The 23,855-nt window shown below is 38.2% G+C and carries 23 protein-coding genes and 1 tRNA gene; 8 read left to right on the top strand and 16 right to left on the bottom strand.

The window, feature by feature from the left end; all coding sequences use genetic code 11:
* Nucleotides 1-69: 69 nt before the first annotated feature.
* Nucleotides 70-399, bottom strand: a complete 330-nt coding sequence (locus tag F9B76_RS08595; RefSeq protein ID WP_159991747.1) for a DNA polymerase III — start codon at nt 397-399, stop codon at nt 70-72.
* A 725-nt stretch (nt 400-1,124) separates the two neighbouring features.
* Here F9B76_RS08595 and F9B76_RS08590 point away from each other — a divergent pair.
* Nucleotides 1,125-1,520, top strand: a complete 396-nt coding sequence (locus F9B76_RS08590; protein WP_159991746.1) for a DoxX family protein — start codon at nt 1,125-1,127, stop codon at nt 1,518-1,520.
* Between the two features lie 159 nt (nt 1,521-1,679).
* Here F9B76_RS08590 and ffh read toward each other — a convergent pair whose 3' ends face one another.
* Nucleotides 1,680-3,098, bottom strand: coding sequence for a signal recognition particle protein (gene ffh / locus F9B76_RS08585; protein ID WP_159991745.1), 1,419 nt, complete (start codon nt 3,096-3,098; stop codon nt 1,680-1,682).
* Between the two features lie 69 nt (nt 3,099-3,167).
* On the opposite strand from ffh, the gene F9B76_RS08580 reads away from it, so the two are divergent.
* The 3 genes from F9B76_RS08580 to ampD are packed head-to-tail and all read left to right on the top strand — an operon-like array spanning nt 3,168 to nt 4,831.
* On the top strand, nt 3,168-4,019 hold the full coding sequence (locus F9B76_RS08580) for a cytochrome C assembly family protein (RefSeq protein WP_159991744.1): 852 nt from the start codon (nt 3,168-3,170) through the stop codon (nt 4,017-4,019).
* Nucleotides 4,020-4,241: a PP0621 family protein gene (locus F9B76_RS08575; protein ID WP_159991743.1), complete on the top strand. Its 222-nt coding sequence runs from the start codon at nt 4,020-4,022 to the stop codon at nt 4,239-4,241.
* Nucleotides 4,238-4,831 (top strand): 1,6-anhydro-N-acetylmuramyl-L-alanine amidase AmpD, encoded by a 594-nt coding sequence (gene ampD, locus F9B76_RS08570; protein ID WP_243140633.1) that lies wholly within the window; start codon nt 4,238-4,240, stop codon nt 4,829-4,831. Before F9B76_RS08575 ends, ampD begins: the two co-directional genes overlap by 4 nt.
* A gap of 181 nt (nt 4,832-5,012) precedes the next feature.
* Here the strand turns inward: ampD and htpG are convergent, their stop codons facing one another.
* Entirely contained in the window at nt 5,013-6,872 is a 1,860-nt protein-coding gene (htpG, locus tag F9B76_RS08565; RefSeq protein ID WP_159991742.1) for a molecular chaperone HtpG, read from the bottom strand.
* 148 nt (nt 6,873-7,020) lie between these two features.
* Here htpG and F9B76_RS08560 point away from each other — a divergent pair.
* Nucleotides 7,021-7,105: transfer RNA gene (locus F9B76_RS08560), tRNA-Leu, on the top strand.
* 212 nt (nt 7,106-7,317) lie between these two features.
* Here F9B76_RS08560 and F9B76_RS08555 read toward each other — a convergent pair.
* The 5 genes from F9B76_RS08555 to F9B76_RS08535 all read right to left on the bottom strand — a co-directional run bounded on the left by F9B76_RS08555 (nt 7,318) and on the right by F9B76_RS08535 (nt 10,990).
* Nucleotides 7,318-7,602: a type II toxin-antitoxin system RelE/ParE family toxin gene (locus F9B76_RS08555; protein WP_159991741.1), complete on the bottom strand. Its 285-nt coding sequence runs from the start codon at nt 7,600-7,602 to the stop codon at nt 7,318-7,320.
* On the bottom strand, nt 7,595-7,855 hold the full coding sequence (locus F9B76_RS08550; RefSeq protein WP_159991740.1) for a type II toxin-antitoxin system RelB/DinJ family antitoxin: 261 nt from the start codon (nt 7,853-7,855) through the stop codon (nt 7,595-7,597). The genes F9B76_RS08555 and F9B76_RS08550 overlap by 8 nt, the downstream gene beginning before the upstream one ends.
* A gap of 457 nt (nt 7,856-8,312) precedes the next feature.
* Nucleotides 8,313-9,437, bottom strand: a complete 1,125-nt coding sequence (locus F9B76_RS08545) for a succinylglutamate desuccinylase/aspartoacylase family protein (RefSeq protein WP_159991739.1) — start codon at nt 9,435-9,437, stop codon at nt 8,313-8,315.
* 139 nt (nt 9,438-9,576) lie between these two features.
* Nucleotides 9,577-10,290 (bottom strand): ABC transporter permease, encoded by a 714-nt coding sequence (locus F9B76_RS08540; RefSeq protein WP_159991738.1) that lies wholly within the window; start codon nt 10,288-10,290, stop codon nt 9,577-9,579.
* Nucleotides 10,283-10,990 carry an ABC transporter permease gene (locus F9B76_RS08535; protein ID WP_159991737.1) on the bottom strand — a complete coding sequence of 236 codons (708 nt, stop codon included), beginning with the start codon at nt 10,988-10,990 and terminating at the stop codon, nt 10,283-10,285. The genes F9B76_RS08540 and F9B76_RS08535 overlap by 8 nt, the downstream gene beginning before the upstream one ends.
* 255 nt (nt 10,991-11,245) lie before the next feature.
* On the opposite strand from F9B76_RS08535, the gene hemE reads away from it, so the two are divergent.
* The 3 genes from hemE to F9B76_RS08520 all read left to right on the top strand — a co-directional run bounded on the left by hemE (nt 11,246) and on the right by F9B76_RS08520 (nt 16,662).
* Nucleotides 11,246-12,316, top strand: coding sequence for a uroporphyrinogen decarboxylase (hemE, locus tag F9B76_RS08530; RefSeq protein WP_159991736.1), 1,071 nt, complete (start codon nt 11,246-11,248; stop codon nt 12,314-12,316).
* An 11-nt stretch (nt 12,317-12,327) separates the two neighbouring features.
* On the top strand, nt 12,328-14,427 hold the full coding sequence (locus tag F9B76_RS08525; RefSeq protein WP_159991735.1) for a primosomal protein N': 2,100 nt from the start codon (nt 12,328-12,330) through the stop codon (nt 14,425-14,427).
* A gap of 207 nt (nt 14,428-14,634) precedes the next feature.
* The gene (locus F9B76_RS08520) at nt 14,635-16,662 is read left to right on the top strand and encodes a UvrD-helicase domain-containing protein (protein WP_159991734.1); all 2,028 of its coding nucleotides are present in this window, start codon (nt 14,635-14,637) and stop codon (nt 16,660-16,662) included.
* Between the two features lie 280 nt (nt 16,663-16,942).
* On the opposite strand, the gene F9B76_RS08515 is transcribed toward F9B76_RS08520, so the two are convergent.
* The 8 genes from F9B76_RS08515 to atpB form a co-directional block, all read right to left on the bottom strand.
* A complete protein-coding gene (locus F9B76_RS08515; RefSeq protein ID WP_159991733.1) occupies nt 16,943-17,374 on the bottom strand; it encodes a F0F1 ATP synthase subunit epsilon in 432 nt (143 codons plus the stop codon).
* 12 nt (nt 17,375-17,386) lie between these two features.
* Complete coding sequence (atpD, locus tag F9B76_RS08510; RefSeq protein ID WP_159991732.1) at nt 17,387-18,787, bottom strand: F0F1 ATP synthase subunit beta; 1,401 nt, start codon at nt 18,785-18,787, stop codon at nt 17,387-17,389.
* A 36-nt stretch (nt 18,788-18,823) separates the two neighbouring features.
* Nucleotides 18,824-19,729, bottom strand: coding sequence for a F0F1 ATP synthase subunit gamma (gene atpG / locus F9B76_RS08505; RefSeq protein ID WP_159991731.1), 906 nt, complete (start codon nt 19,727-19,729; stop codon nt 18,824-18,826).
* A gap of 69 nt (nt 19,730-19,798) precedes the next feature.
* Nucleotides 19,799-21,340, bottom strand: a complete 1,542-nt coding sequence (atpA, locus tag F9B76_RS08500) for a F0F1 ATP synthase subunit alpha (RefSeq protein WP_159991730.1) — start codon at nt 21,338-21,340, stop codon at nt 19,799-19,801.
* A gap of 33 nt (nt 21,341-21,373) precedes the next feature.
* The gene (locus tag F9B76_RS08495; RefSeq protein WP_159991729.1) at nt 21,374-21,913 is read right to left on the bottom strand and encodes a F0F1 ATP synthase subunit delta; all 540 of its coding nucleotides are present in this window, start codon (nt 21,911-21,913) and stop codon (nt 21,374-21,376) included.
* A gap of 12 nt (nt 21,914-21,925) precedes the next feature.
* Nucleotides 21,926-22,396, bottom strand: a complete 471-nt coding sequence (locus F9B76_RS08490) for a F0F1 ATP synthase subunit B (RefSeq protein WP_159991728.1) — start codon at nt 22,394-22,396, stop codon at nt 21,926-21,928.
* Between the two features lie 149 nt (nt 22,397-22,545).
* Complete coding sequence (gene atpE, locus F9B76_RS08485; RefSeq protein WP_159991727.1) at nt 22,546-22,788, bottom strand: F0F1 ATP synthase subunit C; 243 nt, start codon at nt 22,786-22,788, stop codon at nt 22,546-22,548.
* A 119-nt stretch (nt 22,789-22,907) separates the two neighbouring features.
* On the bottom strand, nt 22,908-23,792 hold the full coding sequence (gene atpB / locus F9B76_RS08480; protein WP_159991726.1) for a F0F1 ATP synthase subunit A: 885 nt from the start codon (nt 23,790-23,792) through the stop codon (nt 22,908-22,910).
* Nucleotides 23,793-23,855: the final 63 nt, after the last annotated feature.

Genomic DNA, 23,855 nt, shown 5'->3' with positions numbered 1-23,855 from the left:
CACTTCTACTGAAATTCCTACAGATATACACTGATTGTATTAGCCAATTTGTCTACCATTAAGATTTTATTACTTTAAACTATTAGCAGTTCTAATTTTGGCTAGCCCTTTTTCTAGAATAGTGATCTTTTCAATAGGTGTTCCACGATCGTGAGCCTTTCTCCAATTAGGGACACTTTTTCGAAATAACTCAATACATGCACTATCAACATCACAACTATTTAATATAAAATTTTCTATAACATTTCCATTTTCATCAAAAGGAAATACGGATATTAAATTTTCCTTATATAAAAATTTAAACAAAATATTTGTTGAATTGATAATATAATCTTGCCACCACTTATTAGGGTTAGCTGATAATAAAGCAGCATAATCATATAAGATAAAATTACTCATTTAGCGAACTCCTATTACTTTAAATGTACCTTGAATTGGAATTAGTTCTCTAGTTTTTGGATGTCTAACAAATACATCGGAACTTTTTTACTAACTCGGCTTGAATACCTACCTCTTTAGCAATTTGATTTGCTTTGTTACCTTTGTTTGTCATACTAGTTATTTCAATAGGTCATTATTTAATTCATTTAGGAAGGAATCTGTTTTTTCATTAAAAATATCATGTAAATCACCTTGTATTTCTTTATCGTTAATCAGTAATTTAATTTTATCATTTTCAGATAAACCACTTAAAGGGCTTACACCATCTATTATTCCAAAGAGTTTTCCTAGACAGTCAATAACGGATGATTTTATAAAATAAAGCGCTATTTTTTTCTCCCTTTCATTAAGAAAAAAGTATTTTTTTATTATCTCCTCTGTTCGCTTTACTTGTGAAACGAGTTCGGACTAAATAATACTTTCAATAAATAACTCGTCTTTTTTCATCTTATTTTCCCTCTCTTTTGGATATATATTTTTCTTCCCAATTTAACAAATTAAAATTATAAAATGGAAATACAAAAATTATAGTCATATACCTTAACTGAATATAATGAACTTTCTACCCTCTTGAATATACATTCCTTTATAGGAAAGCACATTTCAATACATAATCACGTTATTCTTTTCCTTTTTTCTGTACAATACTTCCACTCATTTATTATTTTTTAAAGAACCACGCTATGGATAACCGCTTAAATCAGTATGCCCCTTATGCACTCACACTTTTACGTCTTATTACTGCCTATTTATTTATCTGGCATGGTATTGCTAAATTTACAGAATATCCTATGTCAATGACAAATGGTCATGGCCCTGTAGCCTTATTTTCTATCTTTGGATTTGCGGGTATTTTAGAAATTGTGGGAAGTATCTTATTAGCACTTGGTTTATTTACTCGCCCAGTCGCTTTTATTCTATCGGGTCAAATGGCTTATGCTTATTTCTTTATTCATGCCGCCAACGGTAGTATTGGTATGCCTATACTCAATAGCGGTGAATTAGCCATCTTATTTTCTGTCGTATTCTTTTTATTTGTATTTACAGGTCCTGGTGCTTTTGCTTTAGATAGAAAGTAATATTTCCTAGCTGATATAGACATTATTTTTACGAATACTAAACCTCTTCTTCATAAATAAAGCTCACCTTGGTGAGCTTTATACCTATATCAATCATTAATAATATAGTTTATATTTAAATAATATTTATTAAATAGCAACTTAGATTAAGTTACTATCTTAATGCTTTCTTCCGAAGCCACTAAAACCACCCATATTTTTTAATGCCCCCATACCACGCATGAGTTTACCCATACCACCTTTTTTAAATTGTTTCATCATTCCTTGCATTTGATCAAATTGTTTTAAAAGGCGGTTTACTTCTTGTACTGGTACACCAGCACCTGCGGCAATACGTTGTTTACGCTTCCCATTAATAATATCAGGTTTACGGCGCTCTAGTGGAGTCATAGAATGAATAATACCCTCTGTTCGGCGTAATTGCTTTTCAGCTGCGCCATCTTGTAATTGACTGGCAGCTTGTGCAAATTGTCCGGGGAGTTTTTCTAATAAACTACTCATACTGCCCATTTTCTTAACTTGCTGTAGCTGTTCTAAAAAGTCATTTAAATCAAATTTATCACCGCTTTTTAGCTTTTTCGCCATTTTTTCGGCTTCAGCCATATCAATATTGCTCTGCACTTGCTCTACAAGCGAAACAATATCACCCATACCAAGAACACGTTGTGCCATACGATCAGGGTAAAAGGGTTCTAAACCATCAATTTTCTCTGAAACCCCGATAAATTTAAGCGGTTTTCCTGTAATATGACGAACGGATAATGCCGCCCCCCCACGTGCATCACCATCTAATTTCGTGAGTACAACCCCTGTTAGCGGTAATGCTTCAGAGAAAGCCTTAGCAACATTGACTGCATCTTGCCCTTGCATCGCATCTACCACAAAAAGTGTCTCTATAGGATTCAGCACTTGATGCAACTCCGCAATCTCTTTCATCATGGCTTCATCAATTCCTAGACGACCTGCTGTATCCACGAGTAAAACATCATAAAAATGACGTTTTGCATAATCTAGTGCTGATATCGCAATCTCTTTAGGCTTTTGTGTAGGATCAGATGGGAAAAAATCCACTCCCACTTGTTCAGCCACTGTTTTTAATTGTTCAATCGCTGCAGGACGATAAACGTCAGCACTCACCACCAAAACTTTTTTGGTATTTATCTTACGCCCTTGTTGCTTAATCTGAGCATCTTTTAATAATTTAGCTAACTTACCTGTTGTCGTTGTTTTACCTGCCCCTTGTAAGCCTGCCATCAAAATAATTGCTGGTGGTTGGGTAGCAAGTGATAACTCAGACGCAAATTCACCTAAATCGCCCCCTAGTAAAGCTGTTAATTCTTTATGTACAATGCCAACAAGTGCTTGCCCCGGGTTTAAACTACTCGCAACCTCTTGCCCCATCGCTTTATCTTTGACGCGTTCAATAAATTCACGAACAACAGGCAAGGCAACATCTGCCTCAATAAGTGCCATGCGAACTTCACGCAACATATCCTTTGTATTGGATTCTGTTAAGCGAGCTTCACCTCGCATGGTTTTCATAATTTTAGAAAGACGATTAGTTAAATTATCAAACATATTTTTTCGGTAAAATGTAAGTGTTATACTGTAAACAATTCCCTTTTTAATTTCGGGCTCGTTTTATCTATGTCATACGATATTGTATTGCACTATTTAGCCGCAGTGGTCTATCTTGGGCTTGGCATCTCAATTTGGTTCGCATTATTAAACAATAAAGATTTAAATAAGCGACCATTGATTATGTCTGCTTTCCTCCTATTTGTGATTATTATTCAAGGTATTGCCATTCATATTGGTATGCTTTCAGGCGATCAACTTCACCTGAATTGGACACTTGGTTTATCATTCACCCTATGGTTAGGTTTAATGGTATATTGGGTAGAGAGCTACCGCGGAAAAATGGGGGGCTTCTTCTTATTACTCTTCCCGATTGCTTTTATTATTTGTTTATTAGCCGCCCTTATCCCTACATCAGAAGCAAGCACGATTATTTTTCTAAATACACAACTCTTTATGGTGCATCTGGTTACCTCTTTATTTGCGTATAGTCTTATTGCTTTAGGGGCATTACAGGCACTGATTATGACAAGCCTAGATAACTATCTTCATCGCCCTCAGCATTTTAGCCAAAAGCCTAATCTATTATCTCGTGTACTGGATGCTCAACCGCCGTTACTGGTGCAAGAGCGTTTGCTATTTCGCTTAATTTGGGTAGGATTTATACTGCTATCCATTTCCATCATAACGGGTATGTTTGTTTCAATGGGATTATCTGGAGAACTTCTTCCCAATGATCACAAAACATTTTTTACACTCATTTCATGGACAATTTTTGGTATTCTTTTACTCGGTCGTTCCATATGGGGGTGGCGAGGACGTATTGCACTTCGCTGGACACTATTAGGATTTGCTTTACTGATGCTTGCCTATACAGGTACTCGACTTATTTTTGAAGAAATTTTACACCGTGGGGCTTAAATGAAGTATTTATTACTTATCCTTTTTTTAGGTCTGGTTTGGCACTTCTTTCGTATTAAAAAGCAGCCACGCCCTCAATCAACCACCAAACCTAATCCACTGACCATAAAAATGGTTCAATGTGAATATTGCGGTATCCACCTACCTGAAAATGAAGCCCTTATTCGCCACGGTCATATTTGGTGTAATGCAGATCATGAGAAAAGGGGAACACAACAATGATGAGTACGCCTCCTCTCCATTTAGATCGCCATGGTTGGTTACTACCACAACAAGGGGTACGGTTAGTTCCGTCTCCTAATTATAATGAGCGTCCTTATCGCCAAGCACCTATCTTATTAGTGATCCATAATATCAGCCTACCCCCTTGTATATTTGGTGGGCCTTATATTGAACAGCTCTTTACAAATACGTTGATAAGCGAGGAACACCCCTATTTTCAAACGATTGCACATCTACGTGTATCCGCTCATTTTCTTATCCGCCGTGATGGTGAAATCATACAATTTGTCAGTACAGAAAAAAGAGCATGGCACGCTGGTGTATCACATTTTAATGGTATGGATGGGTGCAATGATTTCTCATTAGGGATTGAGTTAGAGGGAAGTGATTACACCCCCTTTACAGATGCACAATACCATCAATTAGCGGCACTAAGCACTGTTCTTCGTGCTCGTTATCCCTTACGAGCCGTCAGGGGGCATGAACATATAGCCCCTCATCGAAAAACAGATCCCGGCCCTTTCTTTGATTGGAATCGTTATCGTCAATCCGCACACTGGTCTTGGAGAGAATTACCTTATTTACACTAAAATAATGGAACTATATTCGGTGATCAATAATGCGGTAATTTAAATTTCATCAACCCCTGCATTTCAGCTATAAAATATACCAATAGCGGTGCATTTTTAATATATCTTCCTAATAATCGTATAAATACAAAGCCCCTTACCTAAAAAGATAAGGGGCTTTTGGCTAAGTCGTTTATTTACTTTATGCTTGAATCAATAATTTATTCAATTTTTTCACAAAAGCAGCAGGGTCATCAATTTGAGCACCCTCTACTAACATCGCCTGATCAAGCAATACACTCGCCCAATCCGTAAAGTCTGCATCGGTTAAATCCTTCACTTTTTGTACTAAAGGGTGGTCAGGATTAATTTCTAAGATAGGTTTAACATCAGGCACTTCTTGACCTGCTTGCTTTAACATTCTTAGTAAATGCGGACTCAATTCATTTTGCCCCACCACAACGCAAGATGGAGAATCCACCAAGCGTGTTGTTACACGAACTTCTTTTACACGCTCTTTAAGTGTTTCTTGCAAACGTTCTACTAGTGGTTTATATGCCTCTGTGACTTCTTCTTGATGCTTTTTCTCTTCTTCATTACTAAATTGGTCTAAATCTAAACCACCTTTAGAAACAGAAACTAAGGATTTACCATCAAACTCTCTAAAGTAAGTTAGCATCCACTCATCCACACGATCCGATAACAATAATACTTCAATACCTTTTTGGCGGAAGATTTCAAGATGGGGACTACTCTTCGCATTGGCAAAACTTTCGGCAACCATATAGTAAATCTTATCTTGCCCCTCTTTCATACGAGCAACATAATCTGCTAATGACACCGTCTGTGTTGCCTGATCATCAAAGGTAGAAGAGAAACGAATTAATTTGGCAATCCGTTGTTGATTTGCCATATCCTCACCTAGCCCCTCTTTAAGGACTTGACCAAACTCTGTCCAGAATAATGCATAATCCTCAGGGCGGTTTTCTGCCATATCTTCTAGCATACCAAGCACACGTTTTGCAGACCCCTCACGGATCAATTTAACATCTCGGCTTTCTTGTAAAATTTCACGTGATACATTAAGTGGTAGATCTGAAGAATCAATCACCCCACGTACAAAACGTAAGTAACTAGGTAATAATTGCTCCGCATCATCCATAATGAAAACACGTTTAACATAGAGCTTAACACCTCGTCTCGCATCACGATCCCATAGATCAAAGGGAGCATGTTTAGGAATATATAATAATTGTGTATATTCACTACGTCCCTCTACACGGTTATGTGTCCATGCGAGTGGTTCATCATAATCATGACTTAAATGCGTATAAAAGGCCTTGTATTGTTCATCAGTAATGTCTGCTTTACTACGTGTCCATAAAGCATTTGCTTGATTAACCACTTCCCATTCTGTTTTGTCCTCCTCTTTCTTTTCCATCTGAATAGGAATAGAAATATGATCAGAGTATCGGCGAAGCACATCACGCAATTTCCATTCATTTAAGAATGTTTCTCCCTCTTCATTAACATATAAGGTAATGGTCGTACCTCTGTTCGCTTTTTCTGTTTGTTCTATTGTAAACTCACCTTGCCCTTCTGATACCCAACGGACTGCCTGATCTGCATTAAGCCCTGCTTTACGTGTAAGGACTTCCACTTTTTGTGCCACAATAAAAGCAGAATAAAAACCTACACCAAATTGACCAATCAATTGCGCATCTTTTTGTTGGTCTCCTGTTAAAGAAGCAAAGAATTCTTTTGTTCCTGAACGTGCAATCGTACCCAGATTGGCAATGACCTCATCATAGCTCATCCCAATACCATTATCATCAATAGTAATTGTTTTAGCCGCTTCATCAAAGCTGATACGAATACGCAAATCACTATCTTCCGATAATAAAGCTGGATTATCTAAAGCATTAAATCGCAATTTATCACAAGCATCTGATGCATTAGAGACAAGCTCTCGGAGGAAAATTTCTTTATTAGAATAAAGTGAATGAATCATTAACTGAAGTAATTGCTTTACTTCTGTTTGAAAACCCATAGTTGTTGACATTATTAATTCCTCTTTAAATAGATGTCCTTATAGATAGAGATAGGTCATCTTATTTTCAAGGGAATCGTTACTTATTTTTCAAAATAATAATTTTTAAAGATATTTTCATTTAAGTATAGTATAATTAACAACCTATTCACTCCTATTTGCCCAGGTGGTGAAATTGGTAGACGCAGGGGACTCAAAATCCCCCGCCGCAAGGCGTGCCGGTTCGATTCCGGCCCTGGGCACCATCAAATTTTCTAATAAAATCAATAAATTAGAAAAGTCTCTTTTTTATTCCTCCATTATCATTTATGAGCTATGTGTCCAAATTGTGACATTTTTCACATGTTCCTCTAAATGATTAGCCGATAAGTGAGCATATTTTTGTACCATCTCAATGGTTTTCCAAGTACCTAGTGTCGGTTATGATTAAAAGATGAAAACATAGGTCTGCTATGCATTAAATACCCAACTGTGAATGCGAGCCCATTCGAACCAATATCAACGTATTTTTATCAGGTAACTCATATAGCAATACAAGGTCAGGTCTTAGGTGACAATTTCTTAACCCTTTAAATTGTCCTTTCATTGCATGGTCGCAATACTTCTCAGCTAATGGAGTATCTGTACGCAATAGCGTTAGAATATCCATAAACTCATCAGACTCTAAAAATAACTTATATACACTAGATTTTTCACGTTTAAAGTCTTTTTTAAAACGAGAAGTAAAGATTACATCACGCATTTAAATCTTCCATTAATGCGTTTAAATCAGAATATCGTTTTGCTGATTTATTTTCGCGTGCCTCTTTAATCGCAAGTAAAGTCTCTTCTCGAGGGGAACAGAATTTAACAGGGAAACTTTTTTCTTCGGCAATTGCCGTTAAAGTAATTCGGATGGCATCTGATAAACTCATACCTATACTTTCCAGTACAACAGAAGCATTTTCTTTAATCTCTGGGTTTACTCTTGCTTGAACAATAACGCTTGTACTCATAATATACTCCTAAAGTGTATGACAATGTCTATACAATATTATACCTCATTTAATCAAGAATCAAGATATATGATGAAAAAAGGTAATAAAAACCACCTTTCTTAGGTGGTTAATTGTTTTCCTTCACTACTCATCTACTCCTTACAGATTTTTCCAAAAGTACTAAGACTGATACCTGGTTAATTACCTCCAGATACTCAGATAATTTTTAATATTTCACTAATTAAAATAATTGATATCGTTATACGTTGCTACTCATCTATTAAGTAATACACTTTATACTCTCTTGAAAATAACTATAAATCATCTTCCCATCTTTCAATAGATACAATATCACTTTCACAATAGGTTTAACGATAAGTGATAGATTTGTAGAGGAGGTATATTATTAACAGGAAAATAGCAGATTAGAAACTTAGCCTACCAATACCAACAGATTGGGGCTAAATATCACCTCCTAAGGCGACAATCCTTGACTACCAATATCATGAGAACAAGAAATACTTAATAGCTTATTCTCGGCATGAGCTACTCGCACGCCACTCAAAGCAAAGATATATCCCTCATAAGGACTTTTGACTGTAGTAATATGTAGTGAAATAGGATCAACAATATCCACCAATGGCTGTCCTACCTTAACCCATTCATCTACTCCAACACGATAGACGATAATACCTGAACAAGGGGAAGGTACATAATATAAGCCCTCCAATGGATGAGGCGGATTAAGTAAAGGGGGTAAAGCAGACACCTTATCAAGTGAAATATACTGCTTATGGGCTAAAAATTGAATAATCCCCTCAGCATCTTTTTGTGCCATCTCATGGCTTAAATCACGTTCTCCCCGCAGCTCAACAGTTGCACTTATCAATGCTTGAGAAATAGGAATACTAGGATAACGCTCTTGCAAACCTACCCATAGTGTTGATAGGATTTCATCAAACGAATCAGCCCCTGAATCCATTGATAATAACTGACATTTTGATCCTAAATAACGAGCCAAAGGTTCAAAGTCATGCCATGTACTCGGTAAGGTATAAAGATGAACAGTCGCAATATTATCACAATGTAAATCAAGCACAATATCTGCATCATAACAAAGACGTAGTAAAGATAGATGCATAGAATGAACCGCATTATTTGGCTTTATTTCTACCAAAATATTCCCTATCGCTTCACGTAAAGCAACCGTATTTTTACGTGCATCATGACACAATACAAGGGCTTTTTTCTCAAGGTACTCTTCTAGTTTTTGCTTTAAAGGTACGGTAAATAAACGGTTAAAGTTTTGTCCTGTCCCCAAATGAAATCGACCAATAGGCATATAATCTATCAGCTGCCCTAACCCTAGCGGATTACAGAGAGGCACAAGCACAATATGTGCATTTAAACGATTTTCTTTTTCGAGTTGTAAAAACTGTTGATGCAAATAATAAGCTGCCAAAGACCCTGGCATTTCATCTGCGTGTAGGCTAGCTTGAATATACACTTTGGGTAGAGACTCATCACCAAAATGTAATGCCGTAATAGACGCTTGAGAGCCAAGTGGCATACGCTCTAGTAGAATCTGTTCTCTTCGCATGGATAGTCCTTATTCTGTCTTATTCTATTATGCTATTATGCTATTAATATATTTTATATTTAAAGAAAGTATGAGAAAACAGCATATTATTTTCTCATACTTCAATAATTAGGTTATATCCTACTACATAAATGAGTAATTAGGCAGATACGAGGCGACTTTTAAGATGTACAAGATAACGTTTCTCGATTTGTCTAAACCCTAATACCAATAAACCATTTAATACAAAATATAATACCGCCGCTGCCGCATAGGCAATAAAAGGCTCGTAATAGGTACTATTAAAAAAACTAGCAGCACCGGTAATTTCCATAATGGTTACCGTAGAAGCTAATGCTGTTGCGTGCATCGTCATAATCACCTCATTACTATACGCTGGTAAAGCACGTCGTAAGCTAGAGGGTAAAATAACCCGTCGCATTGCTTGAGCACGGGACATACCATAAGCATAGGCAGCCTCAATTTCTCCCCTATCAGTATTACGAATCGCACCAGAGAAAATAACCGTTGAGTAGGCAGCTGTATTCAATGCCAATGCTGCTAATACATAAATATAACTTCCCTTTAAAAAGCTAAAAGCTGGTTGGTGCATCAGCTCATTCACAACACTCAAACTAGGAATCCCATAGTAAAAGATATATAACTGAATCAGTAAGGGAGTTCCTGTAAAGAAATAGACAAAACCATTAATTAGTTTAGCTCGAATGGTATTTTTCTTTTGAACCATTACCGCACAAGGGATAGCTAATAATAAGCCAATCGAAACAGATACCACTGTTAAAAATAAGGTAACAGGTAATGCAGCAATACAATCTTGCAAAGCAATCCAGAAAAGGTCAAGACTCTCACTCATCACTCACCCCCTGTCTAACACCACGTTGATAATGTTTTTCTAGCCAATTAAAAGCGCGTAAAGACACAAAGGTCAGTACCAAAAATAACCCTGCTGATATCATATTAAATAAAAAGGGTAGCTGTGTAGAGCTTCCTGCTTGATGAGCAATTCTTGTCATATCATCTAAGCCAATAATAGAAACCAATGCTGTTGCCTTAGTGAGTACCAACCAATTATTACGAACTCCAGGTAAAGCATACCGCATCATCAAAGGAAAAGTAATACGGCGTAAAACGGCAACCTTACTAAATCCATACGCATAACCAGCTTCAATCTGTCCATATGGCACAGCTAACATTGCCCCTCGGAAAGTTTCTGTAAAAAAAGCCCCAAAGATAAAACTTAACGTAAACACACCCGCAAAGAAGGGACTAATTTCAAATGACCCTAACCCCATACTTTCTGTCAAAGCATTAATTCCTATCTGAGCGCTATAGTAAACCATTAACATCCAGATAAGATCAGGCACTCCCCTAACAATGGTTGAATACACTGTAGCGATACCTGATAAAAATACATTTTTTGATAGACGCATCGTCGCACCTACCAGCCCTATTAGGATTGATAAGAAAAGTGAGAGAACAGCCAGTTGAATAGTCAAGACCGCTCCACTCAATATCCTTGGCATATATTGAGCAACAATAGAAAATTCAGACATGAGATTCATTAAAATTTTAACGGTATGATTTTACCCTAAAAACTCATAAAAAAACTATTCCACCTCTTATATAGCTAAGTATTTCCTTACAAAAGCACTTTTTATAGCATCATCTTATCTATTTATCTTCTTAAAAGTAATAAAGACATACCACCAATATTTTATAAACAAACTTCTCTTTTTCTTAAATAAGATAAACCAAATACATAGCAAATCGCATATAATCGTTGAAAGCAGAATTTCGGAGAATATGATATGTTCGCTTCTTTAAAAAACGATACCTTTTTACGTGCATTATTACGACAAAAAGTTGATTACACCCCTGTTTGGTTAATGCGTCAAGCAGGTCGCTACCTTGCAGAATACAATGCAACTCGCCAAAAAGCAGGCTCTTTTTTAGGTCTTGCTAAAAATCCTGAATTTGCCTGTGAAGTAACACTACAACCTATTGATCGTTATCCACTTGATGCCGCTATTTTATTTTCTGATATTCTGATGATTCCTGATGCGATGGGACTAGGACTTGATTTTGTCGCAGGCGAAGGCCCTCAATTTGCGCACCCTCTTCGTACAGAAGCTGAGATAGCCAAATTAGCTGTACCAGATATGGAAAAATTACGTTATGTATTTGATGCCGTTCACCTTATCCGCCAATCCCTAGATGGTCGAGTCCCTTTAATTGGATTTGCAGGAAGTCCATGGACAATCAGTTGCTATATGGTAGAAGGTCAAGGCTCTAAAGAATACCGTATTATCAAATCAATGATGTACGCACAGCCTGACCTTTTAAAACGTATTCTAACTATTGCCGCTCAATCAACTGCTTTATACCTCAATGAACAAATCAAAGCAGGAGCGCAAGCCGTTATGATTTTTGATAGTTGGGGCGGTGTATTAGCAGATGGAAAATACCAAGAGTTTTCTCTACACTATATCAAAATGGTTTTAGATCAATTAATTCGTCATCACGATGGACAAGCTATTCCTGCTATTGTTTTCACGAAAGGTGGTGGGCTTTGGATTGAAGAGATTGCGAATAGTGGTTGTGATGCTGTCGGTTTAGATTGGACAATGAGCCTATCAAAAGCTCGCCAATTAACAAATGATAAAGTCGCTCTTCAAGGCAATATTGATCCAATGGCACTCTTTGGTACTGAACAAGCTATTCGCCAAGAAGTCCGCCGTGTTATTGATGATTTTGGTATGGTTGGTAATGGTGGTCATGTCTTTAATCTAGGACATGGTATTTCTCAATTTACCAATCCTGATCATGTTGCTTATCTTATTGATGAAGTACATGAGTACAGTAAAACAAAACACCAATAAGAAGATAATCCATGCGTAATTACTGGGTACGAGTCGCTCTTGATATTCCTCTGGAAACTTTTTTTGATTATCATGTTCCCCCCACCCTCTCACCACAAAGAGGGCAACGCGTTATCGTACCTTTTGGACATCAAAAACAAATTATTGGGGTTGTTACGGCTATCTTAGATAAAACCGATATTCCTCTGGATAAACAAAAAGATATTATTCAAGTTCTTGACGATCTCCCTCCCTTTTCTGATACTTGGATTGATTTATGTGAGTTTGCTGCCAAATACTACTTACGTCCTATCGGAGAAGTTATTCTTCCTGTTTTACCTCCTCCTTTACGCAAAATTACCGCTTATACAGGTAAAACAGCCAGTAGTCCTGTAGAGCGTTTAGATAAAAAAATACGAAATCAACAAAAAAAAGAGCAACAAAAAAAACAATCTAGCACACATCAAACGATCACCCCCTCTGCTCACTCTACCTCCCTTACGCTCAATACAGAACAACGTATTGCGGTAGAAGTCATTAGCCAAACACAACACTTTAAAACGTTTTTACTACATGGTATTACAGGTAGCGGCAAAACAGAGGTTTATTTACAAGCCCTTGCACAGAAATTAGCGGAAGGAAAATCAGTTATCTTTCTCGTACCTGAAATTAATCTGACCCCTCAATTTGAGCAGATTCTTAAAGATAGATTTTGCCCTCTTTATGGTGAGAATACCGTTGTTACGATGCACAGTGGCTTATCAGATGGAGATCGCTTACTCGCTTGGTTACGTATGCAACGCCAAGAAGCCAAGATTGTTTTAGGGACAAGAATGTCTATTTTTGCACCACTTGAAAATATTGGTTTAATTATTGTCGATGAAGAACATGATGCCTCCTATAAACAACAAGATGGCTTACGTTATTCTGCACGCGACTTAGCTATATGGCGAGCAAAACAATTAACGATTCCTGTGGTACTGGGTTCAGCAACTCCATCACTGGAATCATGGCAACATACCTTAACAGGAAAGTATGAAAAACTCTGTCTTACTCAACGGGCTAAGGTAACACATCTCCCCCATATCAAACTCATTAATACCAAGAAAATGCCATTAAATCAAGGCTTATCACCTGATTTAATAAGTGCTATTGATGAGCGGTTACAGCGTGGCGAGCAATCCATGATTTACCTTAACCGCCGCGGTTTTTCACCTGTCCTACGTTGTTCTTCTTGTTCATGGACGAGTGAATGTATTCGTTGCTCTGTACATACCGTTTTACATCAATCTGCAGGAAAACCTGCAACCTTACAATGCCACCATTGTGGTTACACCACTCGTGTTCCTTATAAATGCCCTGAATGTGGTAATCAAGATATAAGTGGTTTAGGTTATGGAACACAACGAATTGAAGAAGTGCTTGGACACTTATTCCCACACGCCAAAATTCAACGTATCGATGCAGATAGTACACGTTTAAAAGGAAGTGCAGAGAAACTCTTTACTGAAGCCCATTCAGGCGATGTTGATATTATTGTAGGAACACAAATGATTGCCAAGGGGCATGACTTTAAGCGGCTTAGTCTTGTAGGAATATTAAACGCGGATATGATGCTTTTTAGTGGGGATTTCCGTGCACCAGAACGCTTATTCGCACAACTCATACAAGTATCTGGACGAGCAGGTCGCCATCTCCCAGATGCCGAAGTATTATTACAGACAGAGTTTCCTGAGCATAATCTCTATCAATCCTTATTAAAACATGATTATGCTGAGTTTGCCTCAACAACCTTAGAAGAACGAAAAATCGCTAAACTTCCCCCCTTTTCTTATCAAGTGCTTATCTCAGCACAAGCAAAAAAAGTAGAAGATGCTATTGATTTTCTAAAAACTATTATCCATATGGCAAAAGAAGATATGCCTGATTATCTGGAGGGCATTCAACTCTATGATCCCATACCACTTAAAATTATTAGAGTCGCCAATATCGAAAGAGCTCAACTACTGATTGAGAGTGAATCTCGTACTCGCTTACACCATTTTATGCAGATTTGGTTACAGCGTGTTTATCAATTTTTTAGAACGCCAAAAGTCAAATACTTTGTTGAAGTCGATCCTTTAGATATTTAATCCTAATGACAGCGTAAAAATATTAATTATCAAGTATATTTTCTAAAGCACACAAAAGAACAGTATAAGTTAGCAAACGATCCTTAGTAAAGATTCCACTTTTTAGCATTTAAACTCACACCGTATTTTATAAGACTTTTATTACGACAGATAAATTTCATCATATAATATCTAACCTGTATTCCTTTTCTTATCCTACGCATTCTTATGATTAATCAATTAAATCCATCGCAGAAAGAAGCAGCCATTTATTTAGATGGACCTTGCCTTGTTCTTGCGGGTGCAGGTAGTGGAAAAACGCGTGTTATTACCCAGAAAATTGCCTATTTGATTAATCAATGTGGTTATGAGGCTCGATCTATTGTTGCACTTACTTTTACAAATAAGGCAGCAAAAGAAATGGTGGAACGGGTTAGCCAAATTGTTGATAAACGGTTGAGTAAAGGATTAACCGTTTGTACTTTTCATGCTTTAGGCGTACGGTTTTTACGACAAGAAGCAAAACACCTTGGACTAAAAGAACATTTTTCTATTTTAGATACAACCGATGCAGGACAGATTATCCAAGAAATGGTAGGGACAACCGATAAAATTCGTATCCGTATTATTCAACAACAAATTTCTCTCTGGAAAAATAATCTCTTAGAACCAGATGATATTCAACCAGCAACACCTGATGAGAAAGAAGCACAACGGATTTACCGTAACTATGAAGCCACTCTCAAAGCCTATCAGTCTGTTGATTTTGATGATTTAATCCGTTTACCTGTCCTATTAATGCGCCATAATAAAGAAGTCTGTGACCGTTGGCAAAAACGTATTAAATACCTCCTTGTTGATGAATATCAGGATACCAATATTTGCCAATACGAATGGGTAAAATTACTCACGGCTTGGCATCGCCGGTTTACAGCCGTCGGTGATGATGACCAGGCTATTTATGCTTGGCGTGGTGCAACTATCGAAAATCTTGCCAAACTTACTCAGGATTATACTGATTTAAAAATTATTAAACTTGAACAAAACTATCGCTCAGTCGATACTGTCTTAAACGCAGCAAATCAAGTCATCGCTAATAATCCGAACCTCTTTAAAAAAACACTTTGGTCAACCTTAGGTAAGGGTGAACCTATTCAGGTTATTAGTATGGAGAATGAAGAGGCTGAGGCAGAAACCGTTGGTATGCGAATTTCTGCCGCTCATTTTAATAAAAAAGCACAATGGAAAGACTTTGCCGTATTGTATCGAGGGAATCACCAAGCAAGAATTATTGAGAAAGCCTTTCGACAACTTAGAATTCCCTATACCATCTCAGGGGGACAAAGTTTTTTTGATAAAGCAGAAATTCGAGATATTCTTGCTTATCTTCGTCTTATTGCTAATCATCAAGATGATCCTGCCTTTATTCGTGCCGTTACGACACCTAAACGTGGTGTAGGACAAACGACTCTACAGCACCTAGGTGAATTTGCGGTCAGTAAACAATGTGCCTTATTTGAAGCTATTTTTCATGAAAATGTCGATACAGTTATTCAAGAACGACAATTAAAATCCCTTCGCCTTTTTGCTGATTTTATTCAAGATATACAAAAACGAGCCCACCAAGCTGTTGAAATACAAAATCCTACTGTTTTACTAGATGAATTGATGGCATATATTCGCTATGAGGATTTTCTTTATGAACATCATGATGATAGATCGGCCCAAAATCGTTGGCAAAATGTTTTAGATTTAAATGAATGGCTCAAACGCAAAGCAGAAGAAGACGATATGCGATTAATTGATTTAGTACAGCATATTGCTTTAATCACCATGCTAGAACGTAATGAACAAGAACAGGAGCAAGACGCGGTTACCCTAAGTACACTCCATGCCTCTAAAGGTTTAGAGTTTCCCTATGTCCATATGGTAGGTATAGAAGAAGGGCTTCTCCCCCATATGGGAAAGGAAGACGAATATGGAGATCCGAATAAAGATAATGAAGAATTATATATTCAACGTATTCAAGAAGAACGCCGTTTAATGTATGTAGGGATTACACGAGCACAATATGAACTCACACTGACTTGGTGTAAGAAACGCAAACGTAATAGAGAAGAACTTAATCGAGAACCCTCTCGTTTTATTGCAGAAATGGGGCTAGAAGATAAGCAACAGCGCCTCAGCGACCCTTTTAAAGGAATGAGTGCAAAAGAGCGTTTAGCTCAACTAAAGCAGATGATTCAAAAACCATAAAAGAGTAATTGTATTTTTATAGTCATTAAGAGATGGATACGAATAAGGAAGTTTACTGTAGCTTATATAGGTCATAACTACTTACTAACTCCATAATAGCTATATGAATGCTTATAGATAAATCAATACTCAAAATAATAAAACCATCATCTACATAATATTATTTATCTTCTCAAAGGCATTTCTAGGGAATTTATTAAAACGCTATCAATAAAAACTACCCAATAAAAAACTCCACACCATAATGATGTGGAGTTTTTATGCGTTTCGCTATCGCGGTTTAGTGGCGATTTTTGCTTTGATGGTAGCGTCGAGCAACATGTACTTGTGCTGCCAACATAGCAAGCTCAGCTTCAACCACAGCAATCTCTTCTTTCGTCTTAGCATTACGGCGAGATTCTTCTGCTCTCTCACGTGCTGCCATTGCTTTCGCTTCATCAAGATCTGCTGCACGAATTGCTGTATCAGATAATACAGTAACCGCATTAGGCTGAACCTCTAATAGACCACCTGCAACAAACACATATTCCTCTGAATCATCTTCACAAACAATTTTTACTTGCCCTGGACGAATAAGAGAAATCAGTGGCGTATGCCCTGGTAAAACACCTAGTTCACCAGAAACACTTGGAAGAACAACCATTTTGGCTTTGCCAGAATAAAGTGATTCTTCTGCACTTACCACGTCAATATGTAGTGTTTTAGCCGACATAATCAATCCTTATTATAAGGTTTTAGCTTTCTCAAAAGCCTCGTCAATAGAGCCAACCATATAGAATGCTTGCTCTGGTAAAGCATCACACTCACCATCTACAATCATTTTGAAACCACGGATTGTTTCTGATAGAGGAACATATTTACCAGGAGAACCTGTAAACACTTCCGCTACATGGAATGGTTGAGATAAGAAACGCTGAATCTTACGAGCACGCGCAACAACTTGCTTATCTTCTGGAGATAACTCATCCATACCAAGAATCGCAATAATATCACGCAATTCTTTGTAGCGTTGTAGTGTTTGTTGTACGGCACGCGCTACAGCATAGTGTTCTTCACCAACAATATGTGGGTCTAACTGACGGCTAGTAGAATCTAATGGATCAACCGCTGGATAAATACCTAAAGAAGCAATATCACGCGATAATACCACAGTAGAGTCTAAGTGTAAGAAAGTTGTTGCTGGTGATGGGTCTGTTAAGTCATCCGCTGGTACATATACCGCTTGGATAGACGTAATAGAACCTGTTTTGGTTGAAGTAATACGCTCTTGTAATACCCCCATCTCTTCAGCAAGTGTTGGTTGATAACCCACCGCAGAAGGCATACGACCTAAAAGTGCTGATACCTCTGTACCTGCTAGCGTATAACGGTAAATATTATCAACGAAGAAAAGAATATCACGACCTTCGTCACGGAATTTTTCAGCCATTGTTAAACCGGTTAACGCAACACGTAAACGGTTTCCTGGTGGTTCATTCATCTGACCAAATACCATCGCTACTTTATCAAGTACGTTAGACTCTTCCATTTCATGATAGAAGTCATTACCTTCACGGGTACGTTCACCTACACCGGCAAATACAGATAAACCAGAGTGCTGTTTAGCGATATTATTAATTAATTCCATCATATTGACGGTTTTACCCACGCCAGCACCACCGAATAGGCCCACTTTACCACCTTTTGCAAATGGGCAAACTAAGTCAATCACTTTAATACCCGTTTCTAATAATTCAACGGATGGTGATAACTCATCAAATTTAGGGGCTGGTTGATGAATACTACGTTTTTCATCGTGCTCAATAGGACCAGCTTCATCAATCGGACGACCTAATACGTCCATAATACGACCTAAGGTGCCATTACCCACTGGTACTGAAATTTTTGCATTCGTACGCTCTACCGTCATACCACGGCGTAAACCGTCACTAGAGCCAAGTGCAATTGTACGCACAACACCATCACCGAGTTGTTGTTGTACTTCAAGAGTGAGACCTTTTTCTGCATAACCAGATTCATTGGTATCTGCAAGTACAAGAGCTTCATAAATATGAGGCATATTGTCGCGTGGGAACTGAATATCCACCACGGCGCCGATGCACTGAACGATGGTACCGTTACTCATGTTATTTCCTTACTTTTAACGCTTGAAAGTAACCGCTTAAACTGCAGCGGCTCCTCCCACGATTTCTGAAATTTCTTTGGTAATTGCGGCTTGGCGTGTTTTGTTATACACCAATTGTAAATCACCAATAACTTTTTTCGCATTATCTGATGCTGCCTTCATCGCAACCATACGCGCAGACTGCTCAGATGCCATATTTTCGGCAACAGCTTGATAGACAACACCTTCAATATAGCGGTGTAGAAGATTATCAATAACTTCTTTAGCACTAGGCTCAAAAATATAGTCCCAAGTATAGTTAGACTTTTCTTGATCGTTTTTAAGAAGTGTCTCTTCTGTTGCAAATGGATCAGCCAACCCATCAGGTAATGGTAGGATACGTACAAATGTAGGCACCTGACGCATTGTATTAACAAAAGCACTTGTGGCAATATAAAGTGCATCAATCTTACCATTGATATAGTCATCAAGTTGCACTTTAAGCGCACCAATTAATGCCTCTAAATTTGGTTTATCGCCAAGATTAACTTGTTGAGAAACCAAGTGAACCCCTAAACGAGTTAAGAAGCCTAAACCTTTGTTACCAAAAGCGGTTGCTTGAACATTAATGCCTTGTGATTCAAATTCTTTAAGACGGTTTAATACTAAACGCGTGATATTGGTATTTAAACCACCGCATAAACCTTTATCTGTTGTTACCAGCACAACACCAACACTCTTGATTTCTTTACGCTCTTCTAAAAAAGGATGAGAATAATCAGGGTTGGTTTGCATCATGTGCATGGCAATTTCACGTACTTTTTTCGTATATGGACGACCAGCACGCATTCTATCTTGCGCTTTACGCATTTTAGAAGCAGCGACCATCTCCATTGCTTTGGTGATCTTACGTGTATTTTGTACACTTTTGATCTTAGTACGGATTTCCTTAATTCCAGCCATGTTGCTTTCCTAGGATATTGCTTACAAAAGCATGCCTAAATCTATTTTAGACATGCTCCACCTTGAGTCTTAGAAAGAGCTCGTTTTTTTGAAGTTTACTAAAATTTCTTTTAGTTTAGCTTCATCATCTTTAGATAGCTCTTTTGTGCTCTCAATGCGATCAGCTAAATCAGCGTGATTATGCTTAATATCGTCTTTGAAGGCTTTCTCGAAAGCTAATATATTACTTACTTCAACATCATCTAGGTAGCCATTATTCACTGCATATAGTACAACAGCTAATTCCCATACCTTTTGAGGCTCGTATTGAGGTTGTTTAAGCAATTCAACAACGCGTTTACCACGCTCTAATTGACGACGGGTTGCTTCATCTAGATCAGATGCGAACTGAGCAAATGCAGCTAACTCACGATATTGAGCTAAGTCAGTACGGATACCACCCGATAATTTCTTAACTACCTTAGTTTGTGCTGCACCACCCACACGAGAAACAGAAATACCCGCATTAATCGCTGGACGTACACCTGCATTAAACAAGTCTGTTTCAAGGAAGATTTGACCGTCAGTAATAGAAATCACGTTAGTAGGTACGAATGCAGATACGTCACCTGCTTGTGTCTCAATAATAGGTAATGCCGTTAATGAACCTGTCTTACCAGTTACAGCACCTTTTGTGAATTTTTCTACATACTCAGCATTTACACGAGCCGCACGCTCTAATAGACGAGAGTGTAAGTAGAATACATCACCAGGGTATGCTTCACGACCAGGAGGACGACGTAATAGAAGTGATACTTGACGATATGCCCATGCTTGTTTGGTCAGATCATCATAAACAATCAATGCGTCTTCACCACGATCACGGAAATACTCACCCATTGTACAACCCGCATAAGGGGCTAAATATTGCATCGCAGCAGAATCAGAAGCAGCAGCAGCCACAACAATAGTGTACTCTAATGCACCATGCTCTTCTAATTTACGAACAATATTATTAATGGTAGAGGCTTTTTGACCAATCGCTACATATACACACTTAACGCCAGTACCTTTTTGGTTAATAATAGCGTCAATAGCAACAGCCGTTTTACCTGTTTGGCGGTCTCCAATGATTAACTCACGCTGACCACGACCAATGGGTACCATTGAGTCAATTGATTTAACACCTGTTTGTAATGGTTGATCCACAGATTTACGCGCAATAACACCTGGCGCTACTTTTTCAATAATATCTGTTTCTTTTGCGTTGATAGGACCTTTACCATCAATAGGCTGACCGAGTGTATTAACCACACGACCTAGTAATTCTGGACCAACAGGTACTTCAAGAATACGACCTGTTGTTTTAACAGCATCGCCTTCTGACACACCAGTATAGTCACCTAAAATTACCGCACCTACGGAATCACGCTCTAAGTTAAGCGCAAGACCAAATACATTGTTAGGAAATTCTAACATTTCACCTTGCATCACATCGGATAAACCGTGGATACGAGTAATACCGTCGGTTACTGAAACGACAGTCCCCTGTGTACGAATATCGGCTGAAGCACCCAAGCCTTCAATACGGCTTTTGAGTAATTCGCTGATTTCTGACGGATTGAGTTGCATATTCAGACTCCTGAAATCCTGTTATACGGCCACTTATTGAGTAGCCAATGTATCGCGCAAGCGAGTTAATTGTGCTTGCACCGAAGTATCTAATACCTGATCACCCACGGTAACGCGAACGCCACCGATAATTGAGTTATCGACTGTAATCTCGGGCTTGAGTTTAACACCAAACTTTTTCTCTAATCCCGTTAAGAGTTCTTGCACTTGAGTTTCTGACAATTCAAAAGCCGTTACAATCTTGGCAATGGCAGAACCCTCATGGCGATTTTTTAAATCTTCAAATTGCTCTGCTATTTCGGGAAGAGTAATTACTCGATCATTTTCTACTAAAAGATCAAGAAAGTTAGATGCGTCTGCTGGTAGTGTATTTTTTACTAAACCAAGCAATAAATCTTTGCGCTGAGTCTTTGACAATCGTGGGTCAGCCATCACCTCTCGAACGTCTTCATTAGAAGAAATTTGAGCTAATTCACTGAGTACAGAAGACCACTGTGCTACTGTGTTTTTATCACGAGCAGTGGCATATAAGGCTTCTGCATATGGACGAGCAATTGTTGATAATTCAGCCATGATGATCCTGGATTAAAGCTGTGCTTTAAGTTGATTTAACAACTCAGCATGGGTTTTTGCATCAACTTCACGGCGAAGAATCTGTTCTGCACCTTTAACAGCGAGTACAGCTACTTCATCACGTAAGCTACCACGTAAGCGTTCCACTTCTACTTCAGCATCTTGTCTTGCTTGAGCAATAATACGAGCACGCTCGGCTTCAGCTTCTTCACGAGCCGCGCTAACAATAGAAGTCGCTTGCTTCTCAGCTTCAACGAGTCGAGCCTGATTATCAGCTTTGGCTGATTGTTCAATTTGACTAATACGAGCTTGAGCTTGAGCTAAGTCTGTCTTACCTTTATCGGCAGCAGCTAAGCCTTCTGCAATTTTTTGACGACGTTCGTCAATTGCTTTGATAAGAGGAGGCCATACGAATTTCATCGTAAACCATGCCAACACAAAGAAGACGATCATCTGGAAAAAGAGCGTCGCGTTTAAATTCACGGTCGTTTCCCTTTTGCTATGTTAAGGTGCTACAACGTGCAACACCTGGAATCCTTTACTGAATTTATGAGGTGTAGAGAAAACACCCTACACCACTTGATTCAGTTCACAAACCATCAAGCGATGGTTAAACCTTATTATTTGCTTAATTAAGCACCAAATGGACTTGCGAAAGCGAATAACATGGCAATACCAACACCGATTAGGAAGGCAGCGTCGATAAGACCAGCTAACAAGAACATTTTGGTTTGTAATGCATTCATCAACTCAGGTTGACGAGCAGAAGCTTCGAGGTATTTACCTCCCATGATAGCAATACCGATGCACGCACCGATAGCACCTAAACCAATAATAAAAGCGCAAGCAAGAGCTACGAAAGCTGATGTGGCCATAACAACTCCTTGTGGTAATGAACCAAAAATTAATAAAAAGATAAAAACTACTTAACGATAACCAGATGATTATCAAATTTAGAGGGTACTCATTCGTTAAAATCAGTACCCCAAACCTATTAGTGCCCCTCGTGAGCTTGACCAATATATACTAAAGTCAGCATCATAAAGATGAACGCTTGAAGCAACACAATCATAATATGGAAAATTGCCCAAATCGAACCAGCCACAATGTGACCGACACCTAATCCAACACTTAACGCATTGAAACCTGTCCATGCACCACCTAATAAGGCGATAAGCATAAATACTAACTCACCTGCAAACATATTACCAAATAACCGCATACCAAGTGAAACAGTTTTGGCACCATATTCAATTAAATTTAAGGCAAAATTTGCTGGTGCTAAAAAAATTGCAGCTATACCATGAGCATGGAAAGGCGCAGTAAACAGTTCTTTGATAAAACCGCCACCACCTTTAACCTTGATACCATAGTAGAAAGAAAGCACAAGAATACATAGAGACATACCTAACGGAATATTTAAATCCGCAGTAGGCAGAATACGATGATAATAAAGAACACCATGATGGTGATGATCACCAGCCCAACCTAACCATGTAAAGATTTGACCTGCCAAATCTACTGGCACTAAGTCAAGAGCATTCATTAGGATAATCCATAAGAACACGGTTAGTGCAAGAGGAGCAACAAAACGGCGAGACTCAGCATTGTGTACAATATTTTTAGCTTGATCGGCTACCATCTCAACAACCATCTCAACACCTGCTTGGAATCGACCTGGTACGCCACTAGTCGCTTTACGAGCAGCAAGATAAAGAAATGTAATAACGATCAAACCCATTAAAATTGACCAAAACAATGAGTCATAGTTAACAATATCAAAGTTTACTACTTGGGTTTGTTTTTCAGCAATATTATTAAAATGCACAAGGTGGTGCTGAATATAATCTTGCTGTGGCGATACACCTGCTGCAGCCATTTGATTTACTCTCCAAAATACTAACTTATTTACACAAGTTAGGTAAGCAACTTTCCAAAGACC

The sequence above is a fragment of the Pelistega ratti genome, assembly GCF_009833965.1.
Taxonomy (GTDB): Bacteria; Pseudomonadota; Gammaproteobacteria; order Burkholderiales; family Burkholderiaceae_B; genus Taylorella; species Taylorella ratti.
This window is presented reverse-complemented; position numbering and strand designations above follow the sequence as displayed.